The organism is Salinispora goodfellowii (assembly GCF_059570675.1).
The window spans coordinates 1-15,375 of the sequence record NZ_JCANTD010000046.1 but is presented as its reverse complement, the minus strand read 5'-3'; the positions used below and the strand labels follow the sequence as shown (position 1 = coordinate 15,375).

20 protein-coding genes and 2 pseudogenes are annotated in these 15,375 nt (G+C 68.1%); 13 read left to right on the top strand and 9 right to left on the bottom strand.

The features are described 5' to 3' along the window. The first annotated feature begins 453 nt into the window (after positions 1 to 453). The 9 genes and pseudogenes from T398_RS24870 to T398_RS24830 all read left to right on the top strand — a co-directional run bounded on the left by T398_RS24870 (position 454) and on the right by T398_RS24830 (position 6,056). Positions 454 to 621: a DUF6244 family protein gene (locus T398_RS24870; RefSeq protein ID WP_496450261.1), complete on the top strand. Its 168-nt coding sequence runs from the start codon at positions 454 to 456 to the stop codon at positions 619 to 621. Positions 622 to 821: 200 nt separating this feature from the next. Next, positions 822 to 920 (top strand): annotated as a pseudogene (locus T398_RS24865) (CdiA C-terminal domain-containing protein); the annotation flags it as partial. Continuing rightward, positions 920 to 1,201 carry a cytochrome P450 gene (locus T398_RS24860; protein WP_496450260.1) on the top strand — a complete coding sequence of 94 codons (282 nt, stop codon included), beginning with the start codon at positions 920 to 922 and terminating at the stop codon, positions 1,199 to 1,201. The pseudogene T398_RS24865 and the gene T398_RS24860, both read left to right, overlap by 1 nt. A 140-nt stretch (positions 1,202 to 1,341) precedes the next feature. After that, positions 1,342 to 1,857: a hypothetical protein gene (locus T398_RS24855; protein ID WP_496450259.1), complete on the top strand. Its 516-nt coding sequence runs from the start codon at positions 1,342 to 1,344 to the stop codon at positions 1,855 to 1,857. Next, on the top strand, positions 1,854 to 2,738 hold the full coding sequence (locus T398_RS24850) for a DUF4097 family beta strand repeat-containing protein (RefSeq protein WP_496450258.1): 885 nt from the start codon (positions 1,854 to 1,856) through the stop codon (positions 2,736 to 2,738). Before T398_RS24855 ends, T398_RS24850 begins: the two co-directional genes overlap by 4 nt. A 37-nt stretch (positions 2,739 to 2,775) precedes the next feature. Continuing rightward, on the top strand, positions 2,776 to 3,705 hold the full coding sequence (locus tag T398_RS24845) for an ABC transporter ATP-binding protein (RefSeq protein ID WP_496450257.1): 930 nt from the start codon (positions 2,776 to 2,778) through the stop codon (positions 3,703 to 3,705). Further along, positions 3,702 to 4,550 carry an ABC transporter permease gene (locus tag T398_RS24840; protein ID WP_496450256.1) on the top strand — a complete coding sequence of 283 codons (849 nt, stop codon included), beginning with the start codon at positions 3,702 to 3,704 and terminating at the stop codon, positions 4,548 to 4,550. The genes T398_RS24845 and T398_RS24840 overlap by 4 nt, the downstream gene beginning before the upstream one ends. 356 nt (positions 4,551 to 4,906) lie before the next feature. Continuing rightward, positions 4,907 to 5,389, top strand: a complete 483-nt coding sequence (locus tag T398_RS24835; protein WP_496450255.1) for a DUF4241 domain-containing protein — start codon at positions 4,907 to 4,909, stop codon at positions 5,387 to 5,389. Positions 5,390 to 5,681: 292 nt separating this feature from the next. Continuing rightward, entirely contained in the window at positions 5,682 to 6,056 is a 375-nt protein-coding gene (locus tag T398_RS24830; RefSeq protein WP_496450254.1) for a hypothetical protein, read from the top strand. A 40-nt stretch (positions 6,057 to 6,096) separates the two neighbouring features. Here T398_RS24830 and T398_RS24825 read toward each other — a convergent pair whose 3' ends face one another. After that, positions 6,097 to 6,732, bottom strand: coding sequence for a DUF4291 domain-containing protein (locus T398_RS24825; protein WP_496450253.1), 636 nt, complete (start codon positions 6,730 to 6,732; stop codon positions 6,097 to 6,099). Positions 6,733 to 7,009: 277 nt separating this feature from the next. Between T398_RS24825 and T398_RS24820 the strand changes: the two genes are divergently transcribed. Next, positions 7,010 to 7,510: a GNAT family N-acetyltransferase gene (locus T398_RS24820; protein WP_496450252.1), complete on the top strand. Its 501-nt coding sequence runs from the start codon at positions 7,010 to 7,012 to the stop codon at positions 7,508 to 7,510. Here the strand turns inward: T398_RS24820 and T398_RS24815 are convergent. From T398_RS24815 to T398_RS24805, 3 genes are all read right to left on the bottom strand, one after another. Further along, positions 7,485 to 8,411 (bottom strand): replication-relaxation family protein, encoded by a 927-nt coding sequence (locus tag T398_RS24815; RefSeq protein WP_496450272.1) that lies wholly within the window; start codon positions 8,409 to 8,411, stop codon positions 7,485 to 7,487. The genes T398_RS24820 and T398_RS24815 overlap by 26 nt on opposite strands. A gap of 89 nt (positions 8,412 to 8,500) precedes the next feature. Further along, entirely contained in the window at positions 8,501 to 9,286 is a 786-nt protein-coding gene (istB, locus tag T398_RS24810) for an IS21-like element helper ATPase IstB (protein WP_496450251.1), read from the bottom strand. Beyond that, a complete protein-coding gene (locus T398_RS24805) occupies positions 9,283 to 9,537 on the bottom strand; it encodes a hypothetical protein (protein WP_496450250.1) in 255 nt (84 codons plus the stop codon). The genes istB and T398_RS24805 overlap by 4 nt, the downstream gene beginning before the upstream one ends. Before the next feature lie 413 nt (positions 9,538 to 9,950). Between T398_RS24805 and T398_RS24800 the strand changes: the two genes are divergently transcribed. Next, on the top strand, positions 9,951 to 10,127 hold the full coding sequence (locus T398_RS24800) for a hypothetical protein (RefSeq protein ID WP_496450249.1): 177 nt from the start codon (positions 9,951 to 9,953) through the stop codon (positions 10,125 to 10,127). A gap of 113 nt (positions 10,128 to 10,240) precedes the next feature. Beyond that, positions 10,241 to 11,170 (top strand): adenosine kinase, encoded by a 930-nt coding sequence (locus T398_RS24795; protein ID WP_496450248.1) that lies wholly within the window; start codon positions 10,241 to 10,243, stop codon positions 11,168 to 11,170. A gap of 115 nt (positions 11,171 to 11,285) precedes the next feature. Here the strand turns inward: T398_RS24795 and T398_RS24790 are convergent. The 4 genes and pseudogenes from T398_RS24790 to T398_RS24775 all read right to left on the bottom strand — a co-directional run. Next, positions 11,286 to 11,582: pseudogene (locus T398_RS24790) on the bottom strand (hypothetical protein); the annotation flags it as partial. Positions 11,583 to 11,770: 188 nt separating this feature from the next. Then, a complete protein-coding gene (locus T398_RS24785) occupies positions 11,771 to 12,067 on the bottom strand; it encodes an antibiotic biosynthesis monooxygenase family protein (RefSeq protein WP_496450247.1) in 297 nt (98 codons plus the stop codon). Further along, positions 12,064 to 12,432, bottom strand: coding sequence for a cupin domain-containing protein (locus T398_RS24780; RefSeq protein WP_496450271.1), 369 nt, complete (start codon positions 12,430 to 12,432; stop codon positions 12,064 to 12,066). Before T398_RS24780 ends, T398_RS24785 begins: the two co-directional genes overlap by 4 nt. 14 nt (positions 12,433 to 12,446) lie before the next feature. Beyond that, a complete protein-coding gene (locus T398_RS24775; protein ID WP_496450246.1) occupies positions 12,447 to 13,103 on the bottom strand; it encodes a helix-turn-helix domain-containing protein in 657 nt (218 codons plus the stop codon). A 55-nt stretch (positions 13,104 to 13,158) separates the two neighbouring features. Here T398_RS24775 and T398_RS24770 point away from each other — a divergent pair, with 55 nt between their 5' ends. After that, positions 13,159 to 14,445, top strand: a complete 1,287-nt coding sequence (locus tag T398_RS24770; RefSeq protein ID WP_496450245.1) for an APC family permease — start codon at positions 13,159 to 13,161, stop codon at positions 14,443 to 14,445. A 632-nt stretch (positions 14,446 to 15,077) separates the two neighbouring features. Here the strand turns inward: T398_RS24770 and T398_RS24765 are convergent. After that, on the bottom strand, positions 15,078 to 15,375 hold a 298-nt coding region (locus T398_RS24765; RefSeq protein WP_496450244.1), incomplete at its 5' end, for a hypothetical protein.

Below are 15,375 nucleotides of genomic sequence, written 5' to 3'. Positions count from 1 at the left end.
GGTGATGCCGCCGGCATCACCACGCCAGCAGGCCGTCATCGAGCAGGCCACCCAACTCGTGCCCCCCCGTCCCGGACCATCGCACCCGGCACCACGCACTGACCCGCCCCCACGGGCCCACACCCCGTGTTCTGGGGCCCCACGTCCACAAGGAAGTCGTCATGACATGGAACTCCGGCCCCATGGGCGGTAGCGCCTCCGGCGGCGCCACCTACCCGCCACCCGGGAAACCCAGACGGCGGTCAGCCACCGAAACCGGCTTACCCCGCCACAACCGCTCCGTCGCCGCCGGCAACGCGCCGGCGACGACGGGCACACCGCCTTCACGACCGGGCACCACCCTCATGACTCTGCACTGCGACCGTGCGCCCGGTGATGCCACCGGCATCACCGGTTACCTACCGGGCCCACGACACGGCCGAATCGTCTACCAGACGGCTACCAGCGGCACCGATGGTGCTCAGAGCCGTTCTGCACGGCGGGCAGCCAGGACCCCTGTTGCAGACGTTGAATGAAGCCAAGCAGATCGTGGTACTTGTCGTTGAACGTACCGGCACTACCCGGCAGGCTATCGAGGCGGCGGTCGCTGAAGCACGACGGCTGGGGGCGTCGGGAAACTGACCGGGGCTGGTGGCCCTGCATCCGCCAGCCCCGCCCCCAACTCCACCGCTGCCGCCGACGGCCCGACCACGACAGCAGCCGCCACGGATGACCCAGCCATCCCCGAATCGAGTCCCACATCCTGGAGCCGGCCGCCAACCGGCGTTCCCGGCGGCTCGCCCACTGGGCCCCGAACGAAGATCCCACCACGAGAGGACACGGTGGTACAACGCTCCCTGGAGCTGGAAAACGAGTGCGCCGACACCCTCGCCCACGACGGCTACCGCGTGCATCAGAACCCGACGCGGCAGGACATCGCATGATCATGATCTGGTACGGGGCGGCGAACCGGGATCCGCGGCAGTTCGACGACCCCGACGTGTTCGACGCTCGGCGTCAGCGCAACGCCCACCTCGGTTTTGGCCGTGGCATCCACTTCTGTCTGGGCGCCCCGCTGGCTCGGATGGAAGGCAGGATCGCGCTGAACGCGCTCTTCGACCGGTTTTCGCGGCTCCGCACGGTCGAGAGTGATCCGCCGACGTTCATGCCGGGCTTCGACACCACCGGAGTCAACGCGCTGACGGTCGACACCAGGGCCTGAAGACCCCGCGACAGCCGTTGCGCCATCATGGCGCAACGGCTGTCCCGGCTGCCCGCATCCGGGCGTTGGAGACGATTGGCAGCATTTCAGGGCACAGTGATCCGGTTGTTATGGCGCCATCGTTGTACCACGATGGCGCTATGCAACTCACGCCTCATGTCGAGAACTTGCGTCGAGAGTTCCTCCTCGCTGCCGGGTCACTCGGCGAAGACGCCGCGAGTGTCGCGGAACGTCTGCTCACACCGCTCGACTCGTCATTGCGGTTGACACTGCTCGAGGTCTTGTCCCGAGCGGCCGACGAGATCTCCCGAGAGATGGCGCCGGGCTTCGTCGACGTCCGTCTGCGGGGCATCGATCCGGCCTTCGTCGTCACGATTCCCCCGCCTCCCGAGGCGGGTGGCGGCGTCGCGCCGGCCCGGGCCGACGAGGCCCCGCTCGTCGCCACCACGGTGGAGGACGAACACCCCACCGCACGCATCAACTTCCGGCCGCCGGAGCACCTCAAGGCGCGCATCGAGGAGGCTGCGAGCCGGGAGGGCCTCTCGGTGAACGCCTGGCTGGTCCGGTTCCTGTCCGCCTCGCTCAGCGGCGCGGCGCGTGCGGCGGAGCCGTACCCGGCCGGTGTCGATCGGCATGTCACTGGCTGGGTGCGGTGACCGAAGTGTCCGAGACGCAGACCTACGAGGCCACCGGCCCGGTGCTGGTGAAGGCGGAGTTGCTCGCGGGAAGCGTCCACGTCGTCGTACGCGACCGGTCCACGGTGACGGTCGGCGTCCACCCGAGCGAGCCGGGCGACGAGGTCGACGTCGCGGCCGCGAAGCGGCTCCGTGTCGAGTTCGGCAGGAACACCCTGTCCATCCGGTTGCCGATGCTGACGATGATGTCGCGCTCCGCGCTGTCGAGCCACCGGGTGGGCTCGGTCGATGTGACCGTCGAGGTTCCCACCGGGTCCGAGTTGCGGGCCAGTGCCCGCAGTGCGCGGCTACGGGTGGACGGCCGGCTGAGTGACTGCCGGTTCGAGACGATGGACGGTGACATCGAGATCGAGGAGGCCGGCCCGCTACGGCTCGTCACCGCCTCCGGGGACGTCACGGTGGGCCGGGCCACCGGCCGGACCCGGATCGCCAGCGGCTCGGGGACGACAGTGATCGGCGACATCGCAGGCAACGCGCACATCGGCCAGGACTACGGCGACGTCCGGATCGGTACGGTCGACGGCCGGCTGCGAATCACCGGTGTCCGCGGCGATCTCACGGTCGACCGTCTTGTCGGTGTGCTGGAGGCGAAGGTCCTCGACGGGCGCACGGTCGTCGGTGAGGTGGTCTCCGGCTCGGTGACGATGATGGCCACCTGGGCTCACCTGGAGGTCGGCATCCGGGCCGGCACCGCCGCCCGGCTAGACCTGCGCTCGGTGACGGGGCGCATTCGAAACCTTCTCCACGGTGTGCCGGGACCGGAGACCACCGATCAGATCGCGGAGATCACCGCGCACACCTACTACGGGGACGTCGTGATCCGCCGGGCGCCGGAGGTGTGACGACCCGGCACACACTCTACGAAGGAATGGGAACCAGATGACGGAGTTCGGCGAGGTCGTGGTCGATGTCCACGGCCTCCGCATGCGGTATGGCACGACCGACGTCCTGCACGACGTAAACTTCCAGGTCCGGCAGGGCGAGGTGGTCTGTCTGCTCGGGCCCAACGGTGCCGGCAAGACCACGGCGATCGAGATCATGGAGGGCTTCCGGCTGCGCTCGGCGGGGCAGCTGCGGGTGCTGGGCGCCGATCCCGCGACCGCCAACGAGGCGTGGCGGGCCAGGGTGGGTGTCGTGCTGCAGTCGTGGCGTGACCACGGCCGCTGGCGGGTCAGGGAGCTGCTGGCCCATCTCGGCCGATACTATGTGCCGTTCCTCGTCGAGCGTGGCAGCCGTCCCTGGAACCCGGACGAACTGATCGCGGCGGTCGGCCTGACCGAGCAGCGGGACAAGAAGGTCCGGATGCTCTCCGGCGGGCAGCGTCGCCGGCTGGACGTGGCGGTCGGCATCGTGGGCCGCCCGGAGTTGCTCTTCCTCGATGAGCCGACCGCCGGCCTCGACCCGGTGGCCCGCCGGGAGTTCCATGCGCTGGTGCACCGGCTGGCCGCCGAGCAGCAGACGACGATCTTGCTCACCACCCATGACCTGCACGAGGCCGACGGCCTCGCCAACCGGATCATGATCCTGGACAACGGCCGGATTATCGCCGACGGCACGTCGCACGAGCTCGCCCGCAGGATCGCGGGCGAGGACGAGGTCAGCTGGACCTACCGGGGGGAGAGGCTCCGCCAGGCGACCTCAGAGTCGACCGCCTTCGTCCGCGACCTGTTCCGGCGGTACGACTCCGGCATCTCGGATCTGGAGGTCCGGCGGGCGTCGCTTGAGGACACGTACCTGGCACTGGTGCGGCAGGCCGAGTTCGGGGAACAGTTCGCCGGGGCCCGGGAACTACGAGAGGTTGCCTCATGAACACCGGCATGCACGCTCTGCGGACCGGATGGTCCCGTGGCCTGATCGAGTTGCGCCAGTCGGTCACCAACGGCGGTGACCTGTTCAATCACTTCTTCTGGCCGGTGCTCATGCTGGCCGTCGCCTTCTTCCTGCGGGACCGGACCTTCGGTGACAGCGGCTTCAAGCTCGGAACCCTCGTGCTGCCCAGCATCCTGGGGATGAACGCCGCGATGGCCATGGTCACCATGAGCCAGTACCTCACCGCCGACCGCGAGGACGGCACGCTGCTGCGGGCCAAGGCGACGCCCCACGGGATGCTGGCCTACCTGGTCGGCAAGATCGTTCTTGTGTCCGGAAGCCTGATCCTGCAGCTGGCGATCTTCCTGATCCCTGGACTGCTCATCATCCCTGGCCTCGCGGTGGACAGTGCCCAGACGTGGGCGACCTTCGCGTGGGTGCTCGGCCTGGGCCTGGTCGCGACCCTGCCGATCGGCGCGGTCCTCGGCTCCGTCTTCACCAACGTCCGAAGCCAAGGCCTGATCACGCTGCCGCTGCTGCTGCTGATCGCGCTCTCCGGGATCTTCTATCCGATAGCGTCCCTGCCCGGTTGGGTGCAGGGGATCGCTCAGGTGTTCCCCATCTACTGGCTGGGGCTGGGCATGCGCTCGGCGTTCCTGCCCGCCGAGACGGTCACGGTCGAGTTGGGGGACTCCTGGCGGCATGCCGAGACCGTCGCCGTGCTCGGCGGGTGGGCGGTGATGGGCATCGTGCTCGCTCCGATCGTGTTGCGCCGGATGGCACGGCGTGAGTCCGGCTCCAGCGTGGCGCAGCGCCGTGAGAAGGCACTACAGCGCGTCACGTGACCGGGGTCTGACCAGAAGAGCACTATCAATGAATGATTGACGGTCTTTCATAGACATTGATTTTTTTCATTATACATGATGGGCTTTGCCGTGCGTCTTCAGCGTTTCGCGGAGCCCGACGTCCGCTGAGAGGGGGAGTGGCGATCACGACGTAGACAGCTGGCTCCAAGGTACCGGCGGCCGGTGGTCCAGCCTCTCCGCCGTCCGCATCGACGCATCGACGCATCGACGCATCGACGCATCGGGGGATCGTGATTAACTCGAGTGAGCCTTTCGGGAAGTTCCGTCAAGCTTCCGATCACGCTTTGTCCTCATCGCCGGGACAGCGAACGGTCGCCGGAACGCGGGTCAAGGTGTTGACGACGAAAGTCGGCCTGCAGATTCCGAAAGATCTTCCGTTCGATGAATGGGAACGTGCCGGCCACCAGTTGTTGGCGATCATCGACTCGTCGTCGTGGTGGCTCGGCGACTGGCTCGCCTACGGAAAGGACCACTTCACCGACAGGTACCAGATGGCGCTGCGTGCGGTGGGACTTAGTTACCAGACCCTGCGCAACTATTCGTGGGTGGGTACCGGGACGCTTGCCGACCAGGTCGCGGTCGAAGCGCTGAGTGGGTGGGACTACGAGCAGTTGGACACGGTGTTCATTCCGGCGCAAATTCCGGATGACCCAATCGAAGCCGTTATTACCGCAGTGGTTGAGCAGCAGACCGCGGCGAATGTGTACGTCGTCGGTTCAGGGTGGGGCGACGGCGTGTACGCGACCTACGTAGGCCGCACCGAAGACGGGCGGATCACCAGCTTCGTCACCGATTTCCGCGTTGTGCCGCTCGGATAGTGAGCAGGAACGAGCATGACTTGCTTCTGTCCCGACTGTGCGGGCGGCTGGCTATCAAGCATCACGCCGCTTCTCGCTGCCCGGCCCTCTGGCCGGTACACGTGCGACCCCGCAGAGACGCGCTCAGACTCGATCGAGCTTGATCATGAGATGACGAGGGTGTCTGTCTGCCGGCCAGCGCCCACGCCCAGCCGGGAAGGCTGAGAGCCTCGGCGAAAAAGCGGTCGAGAGGCATGCCGAAGGACCATAGGACACTGGACCCGAGTGCTTCGGTTTCGGCGCTGGGTGTCCAGTGGAGCGTGCAGCGCAGCTGCCAGATCACGTCCTGGTCGTCGGCCTCGATGAGCTGCCGGGTGAGATCAGCACAGAACTCACGCACGCCGTCGAAGTCAACTGTTCCGGTCTGGGCGAGGATCCCGTTGCCGTCCTGCTCGGGCAAGACGGCGTCATCGACCGGGACGGTGGCGAATCGACGGAAGACCTCGACTGTCCTTCGCACGTCGGCGGCGGAGACCTCGTCGGGGCGTACTCCGGCAAGGTCAAGCATCGACGTCAGCAGCGGCTCCATCTCACCGATCAACACGATCTCATCATCGCGCGTCGTTGCCTCATCGCCGCCTCAAGCAGCCCACGCGAAGATCACAGGCACGCTGCTGCCGCCGAGTAGGCGTGCTGGGCTGCCGAGCGGCCATCACTGTCCGTGCGGGCTACTCGGGCACTTCGTCTGCGGTGACGTCCGGGCTGGCATCGAGGCCGGCGGCGATCTGAGCCGGCAGCGGGTAAGCATGTTCGACAGGTAGTTGAGCTGCTGCCGCCTGGTCGTCGCCGCTACGCAGAAGATCCCGGACCAGGTGCACCCTGGGGGTGATATCGGTGATGGCAACGACCCAGTCGTCGACGTACCGGTGGACAGCCTCGCCGGACAATCCGACCTGCAGCGACCGGTACGGCAGCGCCCTCAACTCCAGCGATCGTTCCGGATCCCACTGCACTCGGACTGGACTGGTCTTCAGATGCCGCGACCAGGTCGCCTTGTCGCGGTGCACGTCTCGGTCATAGTAACTCAGGCAAGCCCGCCCCAGCGCCCACTCGAATCCGTCCCGCGTGATGTCGATGGACAGAGCGCGCTCTTGCCCTGACTTCGTAGCCCAGCCGCAGCGGTACATCATCCACAGGAACGACGGCTTGATCCACGTCATCCGTTCCCGCTTGAAGGGAGCCACGAAGCGGCCGATTGCCACCGCTGGCAGCGCGATCTGCGGGGAGTACGCCTGGTACACGGTGATGGTGTCGGTCGAGTAGCGGGCGCGGACCTGACGGGCGGGAACAGACACGGACGTCATCCTCACCGGTCGGGACCGACCGCTCCACCAAAATTCAGTGCCCGCACCAGATTGCACTGCGCCCCCAAAGTCCCAAGCCGCGCATCTGCGCTCGTTGAAGCCAGCTCGGCGCGAACGCTCGGTCGCGCCGACGTGAGTGCGCCGGTGCGATGACAAAGGGCGCGGACCCTGACCTGACGAGGTAGAGTCTCGCGTCGTGATGAAAGGGCTCGATCAACAGGGTGCGGATGGTCGCCGTCTCGGTCAGGAAGCGATGCGACGGCTACGGCCCGCTTCCGTGCGCATCGTGCATCTGAACGGCCCGACATTTCACGCCCTTGCCCGGGGTGACCTGGCAGCGGCGAACATGTCCAGCCCTGTTCCCCTGTCGGCCTACTTCGCCGGCCCGGACTGGCGAGGCGTGTGGCAGATGCGTAGCAGACAGGTCGCGGACGACCCGGCCAGCGCGGCATGGGTCACCGGCGTAATTTGGGACGAACAGCGGCATCTGGCCGTAGGGCGGGCCGGCTATCACGGGCCGCCGGACCCGGCGGGGATGGTGGAGATCGGTTACGCCGTTGACCCGGTACTCCGGCGACGTGGCTACGCCCGCGCGGCGCTGGAAGCCCTGCTACGCCGGGCCACCGATGAACCGCAGGTCCGTACGGTTCGGGTCACCATCAGCCCCGACAACCTGGCCTCCTACAAGCTGGCGTCACAGTACGGCTTCATCGAGGTCGGACAGCAGTGGGACAACGAAGACGGCCTGGAAATCAGCTACGAGCTTGCCTCAAATTGAGAGGTAGGCCTTGGTCGCCTCCCGGACAGATAACTACCGGGTCACGATGAACGAACCGGTTGGGGTTCGTGGCTGCGTACGGGCCGTGGTCGTTGGGAAGTTCGTGCAGGTGGCGTAGCCGGTCGGGGTCGCTGGTCCAGACGGGCCCTGCTGGGTTGGTGTCGTGCACGGCGGTAGCTATCGGCATCGCGGCGGACGTATCGGCGAGTGCGTCGAGGAGATTGCGCTCGCGGCCTCGGCTCGGGACCTGGAACAGGACCGGGTATCGGGGTCCGAACTCGGTCACCCGTTCGTAGACGCGTAGCTTGGCCAGCACCCTACCGAGGGGTTCGGTGCCGTTGTCGTGCTCGAGGAAGAATCCGACGGTGGCGTCGCCGACGGTCCAGATGCCGTGGCCGTCAGGTTGGACCCCGGCGCCTCCGTAGGCGTCGGTGGCGTGCTGTTCGGACCACCAGCGTTCCAGTCGCGCCTGCGGATTGGCGCGGGCGTGGGCGAGCAGGTCGGTGAAGAAGTCGTTGACGCCGAGCAGGTGGCGCAGTTTGCGGCTGCCGACGATGCGGTCGGCGCGGTCGCGGTTGCTGCGTGGCGGTTTCGCGGTGGGGTTGTCGGGGTCGTGGTAGGCGTCGCGGTTGAGTCGCAGGCCGAGCGGTCCGAGCGCGTACAGGTACTGGGTGGAGTTGGCCGCAGCTTGGTCGACGAACCGGTCGACGGCTTCGATGCGGTGTAGCAGGGTTAGCCGCAGGCGGGCGCTGCGGCCGGAGGGGAACAGTGCCTTGGTGACCTGGTGGGTGGACAGCAGGTAGTGCTCAGCGAGCCAGGACAGCAGGAGTCGGTCGCGTGAGGTGAGACGGCGGGTGTGGAGGTACGGGTCGGATGAGGGCGAGCGAGTGTCAAGGGTCAGGACGAAGTCCTGTCTGACGGCCTTGAGTTCTCCTCGTGTGCGGACAGCAGAAATCCATGCTGGTGGCCAGATGATCTCCGTGTGGGTGGTCAGGTCAAGGCGTGCACCCCCTTGCCGGCGAGGGCTTGTTGCAGCCGGTGAGAGTCGCCCTGGGTGGTGATCAGGTGGGCGTGGTGCAGCAGTCTGTCCACCGTGGCGGTGGCGAGGGTCTTGGGCATGAGGGTGTCGAAGCCGGACGGGTGGATGTTGCTGGTCACGGCGATGGAGCGTCTTTCGTAGGCGGCGTCGACGATGCGGTAGAACGCCTCGGCGGCGTCCTGCCCGGCGGGCAGCATGCCAATGTCATCGACCACGATCAGATCAGCGCGGCAGATCCGGGCGACGGTGCGGGCGGTCGAGCCGTCGGCTTTGGCCCGGCTGATCGTGGCGGTCAACGTTTCGAGGGTGAACCAGGCGACGCGTAGGTCGGCTTCGATCGCTTTGTGGGCGAGAGCTTCGACGAAGTGTGATTTCCCGGTGCCCGACGGGCCGGACGCGGCAAGGTTCTCCGCCCGGCCGATCCATTCCAGAGTTGCCAGGGCCTGCTGGGTGGCCGCCGGGATCGATGAGTCGTCGGGTCGCCAGGTGGCCAGAGTTTTGCCGGTGGGGAAGTTCGCGGTCTTGCGGCGCAGCCGGCGGGTCGCGGCGTCGCGGCCGATGACCTCCTCCTGGATGAGTACGCGCAGGACTTCGACGGGGTCCCAGCGCTGGGCCTTGGCGGTGGCGATGACATCGGGTGCGGCGGCGCGCAGGTAAGGCAGCCGCATCCGGCGCAGGAGCCGGTCGAGGTCGTCGGGCAGGGCCGGCGCCGAACGGGCCGGGGTGGTGCGGGTCATCGGGTGGTGGCCTTCCGGAGTCGGCGGTGCAGGGTCGTGGCGTTGTGTCCGACGAGAGTGGCCAGGCCGGCTGCGGCGAGGTGGTCGTTGCCGCTGCCGTCGAGGAAACCGGCCAGGTCTGCTCGGGCGTCGTCGTCGGCGTGCAGGAGCCAGTCCTCGATGAGGTCGAGCAGACGGGCCAGATCAGCGGCCTCATCCTGTTCGAGGACCACACCGTGATCGGCTGTTGCGGTGGCAGGTGTGTCGGTCATCGGCCGAATCTCTCCCAGGAGGGCCGACGGTCTGGCGGTCTGGCGGTCTGGCGGTCTGGCGGTCTGATCCGACGGTGAGACGATTCGCCCAGCGGAGCGAATCGACGGGGCACCCCACGATGAGTGACATCCGCCGTATGCTCGGGGATCGAATCACGATGCCCGCATCGGCTGCGATCGATCGTGCTGCCCCGGCGCGCAGGGCGACCGGATGCTCCTCGCGGCCCTGTGGACGGCAGTGGTGCTGGAGCTGTTTGGCGTCGTGCTGGGTCTCGCACTCGTGCGTCCGTTCGGCCTGGTGTTTCGGCAGTGGGTGCCGGTGGTGGCGAAGCGGCGGGTGCCGAGCTGGCTGCTGCTCGTGCTCAGCTCGGGTGCCTCTGCTCTGCTGCTGGGGCACGGCGGCACGTTCGTTCATGCTCGGAGGAATTCTGTTCGGTGTCGCGGCGCTTGCGTACCTGCGGGAGACTTCGGAGCGGAGCACGTGGCGACGCCGGATGGGGGCCGCCGCCAGTGTGGTCGCCTTCTCCGGTGGTCTAGTGGCTGCCGCCGCGCCGCTTTTCGTCACCTGGCTGGCGTCCGGCGGCGAGTAGCGGGCGCGGGCCGAGCCGTGAGCTCGGGCTTCGCCGAGTGAACGCGGTCACGGCGTCTGGCCCGCCGCTGGTGACGGCGTCGCCGCCAGGCGCCAAATCCCTGAGGAGCACCTGTGAGCACTGAGATCGACGTTCTTGTCCTAGGCGGCGCCGGCGTGGACACCATCGTCTACGCACCGCAGCTGCCCCTTCCGTTCGCCGACAGCTACCTGGTGCCGGCGATCACGACCCGCGCGGGGCAGACCGGCGACTTCGTGGCGATGGCGGTCCACGCCCTGGGTCTGCGCACCCACCACATCGATCTGATCGGCGACGACCACGAGGGCGACTTGGTCCGCGCCCTGCACGCCGAGCGGGGCATCCCGCTCACCGGCTTTCCGCTGCGGTCCGGTACCCGCCGTGCGGTCAACCTTGTCGCCCCTGACGGAAGGCGGCTGTCCCTGTACGACAGCAGCCGATCCGAGGCGGGGGACCGGCTCCCGGTGGAGACGGTCACCGCACTCGCCGCGGCGAGCCGGCACGCCCACGTGTCGATCACTTATCCGTGCGCCTTCGCCCTGCCCACGCTGCACGCGGCGGGGGTAACCATCTCCACGGACCTGCACAACTGGGACGGCAACGAGCCGTACCACGAGGACTTCGCCTACGCGGCCGACCTCGTCTTCGTGTCGTCGGCCGCACTGGCCGACCCCGAGCAGACGATGCGGCGCATCATCGAACGCGGCCGGGCCCGCACGGTCGTCGCCACCGCCGGAGCCGAGGGGGCATACCTGCTGGTCGACGGTGAGTTCGGCCATGTTCCGGCGGTCGATCCGCCGGCGCTGGTGGTGGACTCCAACGGTGCGGGCGACGCCTTCGCCGCAGGTTTCCTGTTCGGCTGGCTCGCAGGGGAGCCGGCGCGGCGGTGCGCCCTGTACGGCGCGATCTCCGGGGCCTACGCCTGTACCGTGGCGCCGACGAACGTCGACTCCATCGACCGGGGCGCGCTGCTCGCCCGGGCGGCGGAACTGGACCCGCCCGCGGGTCGAGGCCGCCGCTGGTGACGGCGCCCGGAGTGGATATGACGGGCACGTCGGCCGCCACCGGCTACGACGTCGTCATCCTCGGGGCGGGATGGCGGGCTCCGTGCTGGCAAGCCGGGTGAGCGAGGATCCCGACCGGTCCGAGTCGCCGAAGGAGGTCGGCGTCGAGCCAGGTGCGCAGATCCTCGACGGTACTGGCTTCGGTGAGCACTACCTTGTGCATGCTGGCCAGGCGCGCGGGCCGGGTCAGGTCGTACTCGGCGTGCCCGGACCAGTCGAGATGACGCGGAAGCGTCACCATGCCCTTGGTGGGGCCGTGCAGCGCGGCGAGGGTTTCGGCGATCGCATAAGGCTTCCGCTCGCCGTAGGGTCGGTAATCCGCCGGCGGCCGGGATGGGGTCCGACGCCGGTTGATATTGGTCGCCCGCCGGGCCAGTCGATCTACAACGCAAGTAGACGAGTTCCCCGAAAGCCTCCACGACCCGGAAAGGAGCGGCGCGGCGCCACCGCGTGAGCTGGCGAACTGGTTGTCGACGCCGGTTCTGGACCAGTTTCGGGCACATCCACCGCCTGATCCCGCCTGACCGGGGTAGCTCTGACCCCGGCCAGGCAGGCGCGGCCTCAGGCGGGGTTCGCCGTGGTGAGGACGTCGAAGGACCACAGCTCCCACTTGTTGGCGTAGGTCACCGACTCAGGGGCGCGATGCGGGCGGGTGGCGTACCAGGCGTCGTACGCCTCGGTGTCACGCCACTGGGTGACCACCAACCAGGTCGTGCGGTCGTCGGTGGGACGCAGCACCTGAAAGCCCTCGAATCCGTCCGCATGTTCGATCTTGCCTGGGCGTGCCGAGAACCGTTCGACGAATTCGTCACCGTGACCCTCGACGATGTCTATCGCATTAATTTTGACGATGCTCATTTGTCGCTCCTCAGGTCGGCGGCCGCGGGTGGCTCAGGCCGGCTGGCATCCTTGACGAACGTCAGCATGACAACCGCGTCACTGACCGCTCGCAGGTCGTGTTTGTGATCTGGAATCACCAGGTAGTCGCCCGCGGAGCCGTGCCACGTCATCTCGGTGGTGCTCACGGTGGCTGTTCCCGACAACAGTTGCAGGGTGGCCTGTCCTGGGTTCGCGTGCTCACTCAACGCCGATCCAGCCCGCAGTGCCAGCACTAGTTGCTTCAGGCTGCGGTGATCGGCGTTGAGCGTGGCCGCGGCGCGCCCGGACGAAGCTTCGTGGGCGCGGGTCAAGAGTTCCTGTCCGAGCTCGTGCAGACTTTTCATTGGCGTCGTGGGCATCAGTCTTTCCTCCCGGTGCGGCGGGTCAACGTGATCTGACACGAGTCAGGTCGCGGGAAAGGGGTGAGTTGGGCCGCCACCGATGTCCCGGCAGTGGCGCGGGTGATCCCGTCCACCATGCCGTCGTGTAGGGAACAGATGACGTCGCCGTAGTCAGGTATGAGGTCGAGGAAGGGGCAGTGCCATAACGTGATGTCGGCGCGGTCCCCGGTGAGCGTGGCGGTCGGCGCGAACTCGTGGGCGTCGAAGCGGGATGCGAGCGCGGTTGTGGCCCGGGTGAGTGGGGCGCCGTCGATGGCCTCCGTCGGCTGCTCGGATGCCCACGCCCGTCCGGCGGCACGTGCGATTGCACGACCATTCGGCTGCTCGCGCAATGCGCGCGCGAGGAGCCCCGCCAGCAAGCGGTACCGGGTCGGTCCGGCGGTGTCCATGCCGACGGTTGCGCGATAGGTCATCGGTGGGCGGCCACGGCCGCGAGGAGCACCGGGTACGCGCTCGGCAAGCTGCGCGCCAACCAACTCCTCCAAGTGCAGCCGGGTGGTCTCGACCGGCCAGCCCACTTCGTCTGCGACCTGCCGGGCGGTCATGGCACCGGCTGCCCGGTGGAGAACCTGCCGCAGGGCTGTTCGCCGACTCGTCACGAACCAAATATACACAAGGCAGCTTGGGTAAAATTCACGCTGTTCACCTCGGCCCCCTAGGGTCTGGTCCGTGGAGCGGTTGGCGCGGCGGCTGGGGGTAACTGATGCGGTGGTCATCGGGATGGGGGCGATGCTCGGCGCGGGCGTCTTCGTGGTGTTCACTCCAGCTGCGGCGGCCGCCGGCGGGACCGGACTACTGGTGGCACTTACGCTGGCCGGGTTCGTAGCATTTTGTAATGCGACCAGCTCGGCCCGGCTGGCGGCCCGCTACCCCGAGTCCGGCGGCACGTACGTCTACGGGCGGGAGCGGCTCGGCCCGTTCGCCGGGTTCGTGGCCGGCTGGGGCTTCGTGGTCGGCAAGACCGCAAGCTGCGCGGCGATGGCGCTGACGGTTGGGGCGTACCTCTGGCCGGACCGGGCCCGACTCGTTGCCGTCATCGCCATCGCGGCCGTCACCGCCGTGAACCTGCGCGGTGTGGGGAAGACGGCGCGGGCCACGAAGGTGCTGGTCGGGGTGGTGCTGGGGGTCCTGTCCCTGGTCGCGGTGGTCGGCCTGACCGGCTTCGCAGCGGAGCGGATCGGCGGCGTCGGCTCGGTCGGCGGCCGGGTACTCAGCGACGTCGGCGGTGCCGGTGCGCCCGGTGTGCTGACCGCCGCAGGGCTACTCTTCTTTGCTTTCGCCGGGTATGCCCGGATAGCCACTCTCGGCGAAGAGGTACGCGACCCGAGGCGAACGATCCCCCGAGCGGTGCCGCTGGCGCTGGGTACGGTGCTGGCGATCTACTTGGTACTAGCGGTGATCACGTTGGGGGTGCTCGGCCCAGACCGGCTGGCCGCCTCCGCCGCGCCCCTGGCCGACGCGGTGACCGCCGTCGGGCTGCCCGGCCTGTCCTGGGTGGTCCGGGCCGGCGCAGCCGTGGCGGTGATCGGGGTGCTGCTCTCGCTGCTCGCCGCCGTGGGTCGGACCCTGCTGGCGATGGGCCGCCGACGGGACGTGCCGGTCGGCTTGGCCGCCGTGCACCGGGTGCACCAAGTGCCATACCGAGCTGAGCTGGCGGTGGCCGTGGTGGTGGCGGCCGTGGTCTTCGTCGGTGACGTCCGCGGGGCAATCGGCTTCTCCAGCTGCACCGTGCTGGTCTACTACGCGATCACCAACGCCGCGGCGCTCACCCTTGGCCGTGACCCGGGCCGTCGGCTGCCGGTACGGCTGCTCGCCGTACTGGGGCTGGCCGGCTGCCTCACGCTGGCGGCCAGCCTCCCCCCAGCCACCGTTGGGGCGGGAATCGGCGTGCTCGCCATCGGCGCTGCCTGGTACGCGCTGCATCGGCGGTACCTCGACCGCGCCGGAGGCCGTTGACCCGCTCTAAAAACGTGTAGGGGCTCAATATTGCAGTATGGCGTTGACCAGCGGCGACGCGGCAAGTCGGTCGGGGGATAATGGTGAACCGTGGCGCCTCGCCTGCTGTATCTGATCTTCTGCCGGGTGCTGGGCTGGCTGGTGCTGCTCACGCGAAGCGCGGCTGCGAAGAAACGCGGAGATCCTCGTTCTGCGCCACGAGGTTGCGCTTCTGCGGCGGCAGCATCCGAAGCTGCGGTTGTCCTGGCCTGATCGTGTCATCCTCGCCGCGTTGATCCGGCTGCTGCCCAAGCAGTTGAAGGCCTGGCGGCTGGTTACCCCTGCGACGGTACTGACCTGGCATCGACGGCTAGGCCAGGAAGTGGACCTACCCGAGCCGCGGCCGGCCTTGTGTGGACGGCGAGCTCGCCGATCTGATCGGAGGGCTTGCGGTCGAGAACCCGTCCTGGGGCTATGTTCGGATTCAAGGCGAGTTGCGCAAGCTGGGCGCCGGGTCAGCCGCGCCACGATCCAGCGGCTGCTGCGCCTGCGCCGTATCCCGCCTGCCCCGCAGCGGGAGCGGGCCACGTGGCGGCAGTTCCTGCGTACCCAGGCGGGCACGGTGCTGGCCTGTGAGAGGGCGGTCTGGAGTATTAGGTCCGTTTTAGGGTGAGGGTGAACACTCCGGGTTCGTCCTCGGTCAGGACGTGGCGGTTGACCATGCGCTTGAGCTTCGCGCGGGTGGCTTCGACGTGTTTCGGTGAGGGTTCGACGCCGAGTGCGAGGCAGATGCCCTTGGCTCGCATGCCGGTGGGCGCGGTGGCGAGGACGTGCAGGATCTGCTGGTAGGGGGCGCTGGTTATCGCCGGGTCGTCGGCGGTGAACTCGGCTGCGGTGAGGGTGCGCAGGGTGGTGCGGGTGGTTGCCAGATCGGCCAGTTCGCCCTCGACG

Excerpts from the sequence above, each read along its gene's own strand:
- T398_RS24870 (WP_496450261.1), top strand. The coding sequence starts at position 454 with ATGGTGCTCAGAGCCGTTCTGCACGGCGGGCAGCCAGGACCCCTGTTG.
- T398_RS24860 (WP_496450260.1), top strand. The coding sequence starts at position 920 with ATGATCATGATCTGGTACGGGGCGGCGAACCGGGATCCGCGGCAGTTC.
- T398_RS24855 (WP_496450259.1), top strand. The coding sequence starts at position 1,342 with ATGCAACTCACGCCTCATGTCGAGAACTTGCGTCGAGAGTTCCTCCTC.
- T398_RS24845 (WP_496450257.1), top strand. The coding sequence starts at position 2,776 with ATGACGGAGTTCGGCGAGGTCGTGGTCGATGTCCACGGCCTCCGCATG.
- T398_RS24840 (WP_496450256.1), top strand. The coding sequence starts at position 3,702 with ATGAACACCGGCATGCACGCTCTGCGGACCGGATGGTCCCGTGGCCTG.
- T398_RS24825 (WP_496450253.1), bottom strand. The coding sequence starts at position 6,732 with ATGACGTCCGTGTCTGTTCCCGCCCGTCAGGTCCGCGCCCGCTACTCG.
- istB (WP_496450251.1), bottom strand. The coding sequence starts at position 9,286 with ATGACCCGCACCACCCCGGCCCGTTCGGCGCCGGCCCTGCCCGACGAC.
- T398_RS24805 (WP_496450250.1), bottom strand. The coding sequence starts at position 9,537 with ATGACCGACACACCTGCCACCGCAACAGCCGATCACGGTGTGGTCCTC.
- T398_RS24800 (WP_496450249.1), top strand. The coding sequence starts at position 9,951 with ATGCTCGGAGGAATTCTGTTCGGTGTCGCGGCGCTTGCGTACCTGCGG.
- T398_RS24785 (WP_496450247.1), bottom strand. The coding sequence starts at position 12,067 with ATGAGCATCGTCAAAATTAATGCGATAGACATCGTCGAGGGTCACGGT.
- T398_RS24780 (WP_496450271.1), bottom strand. The coding sequence starts at position 12,432 with ATGAAAAGTCTGCACGAGCTCGGACAGGAACTCTTGACCCGCGCCCAC.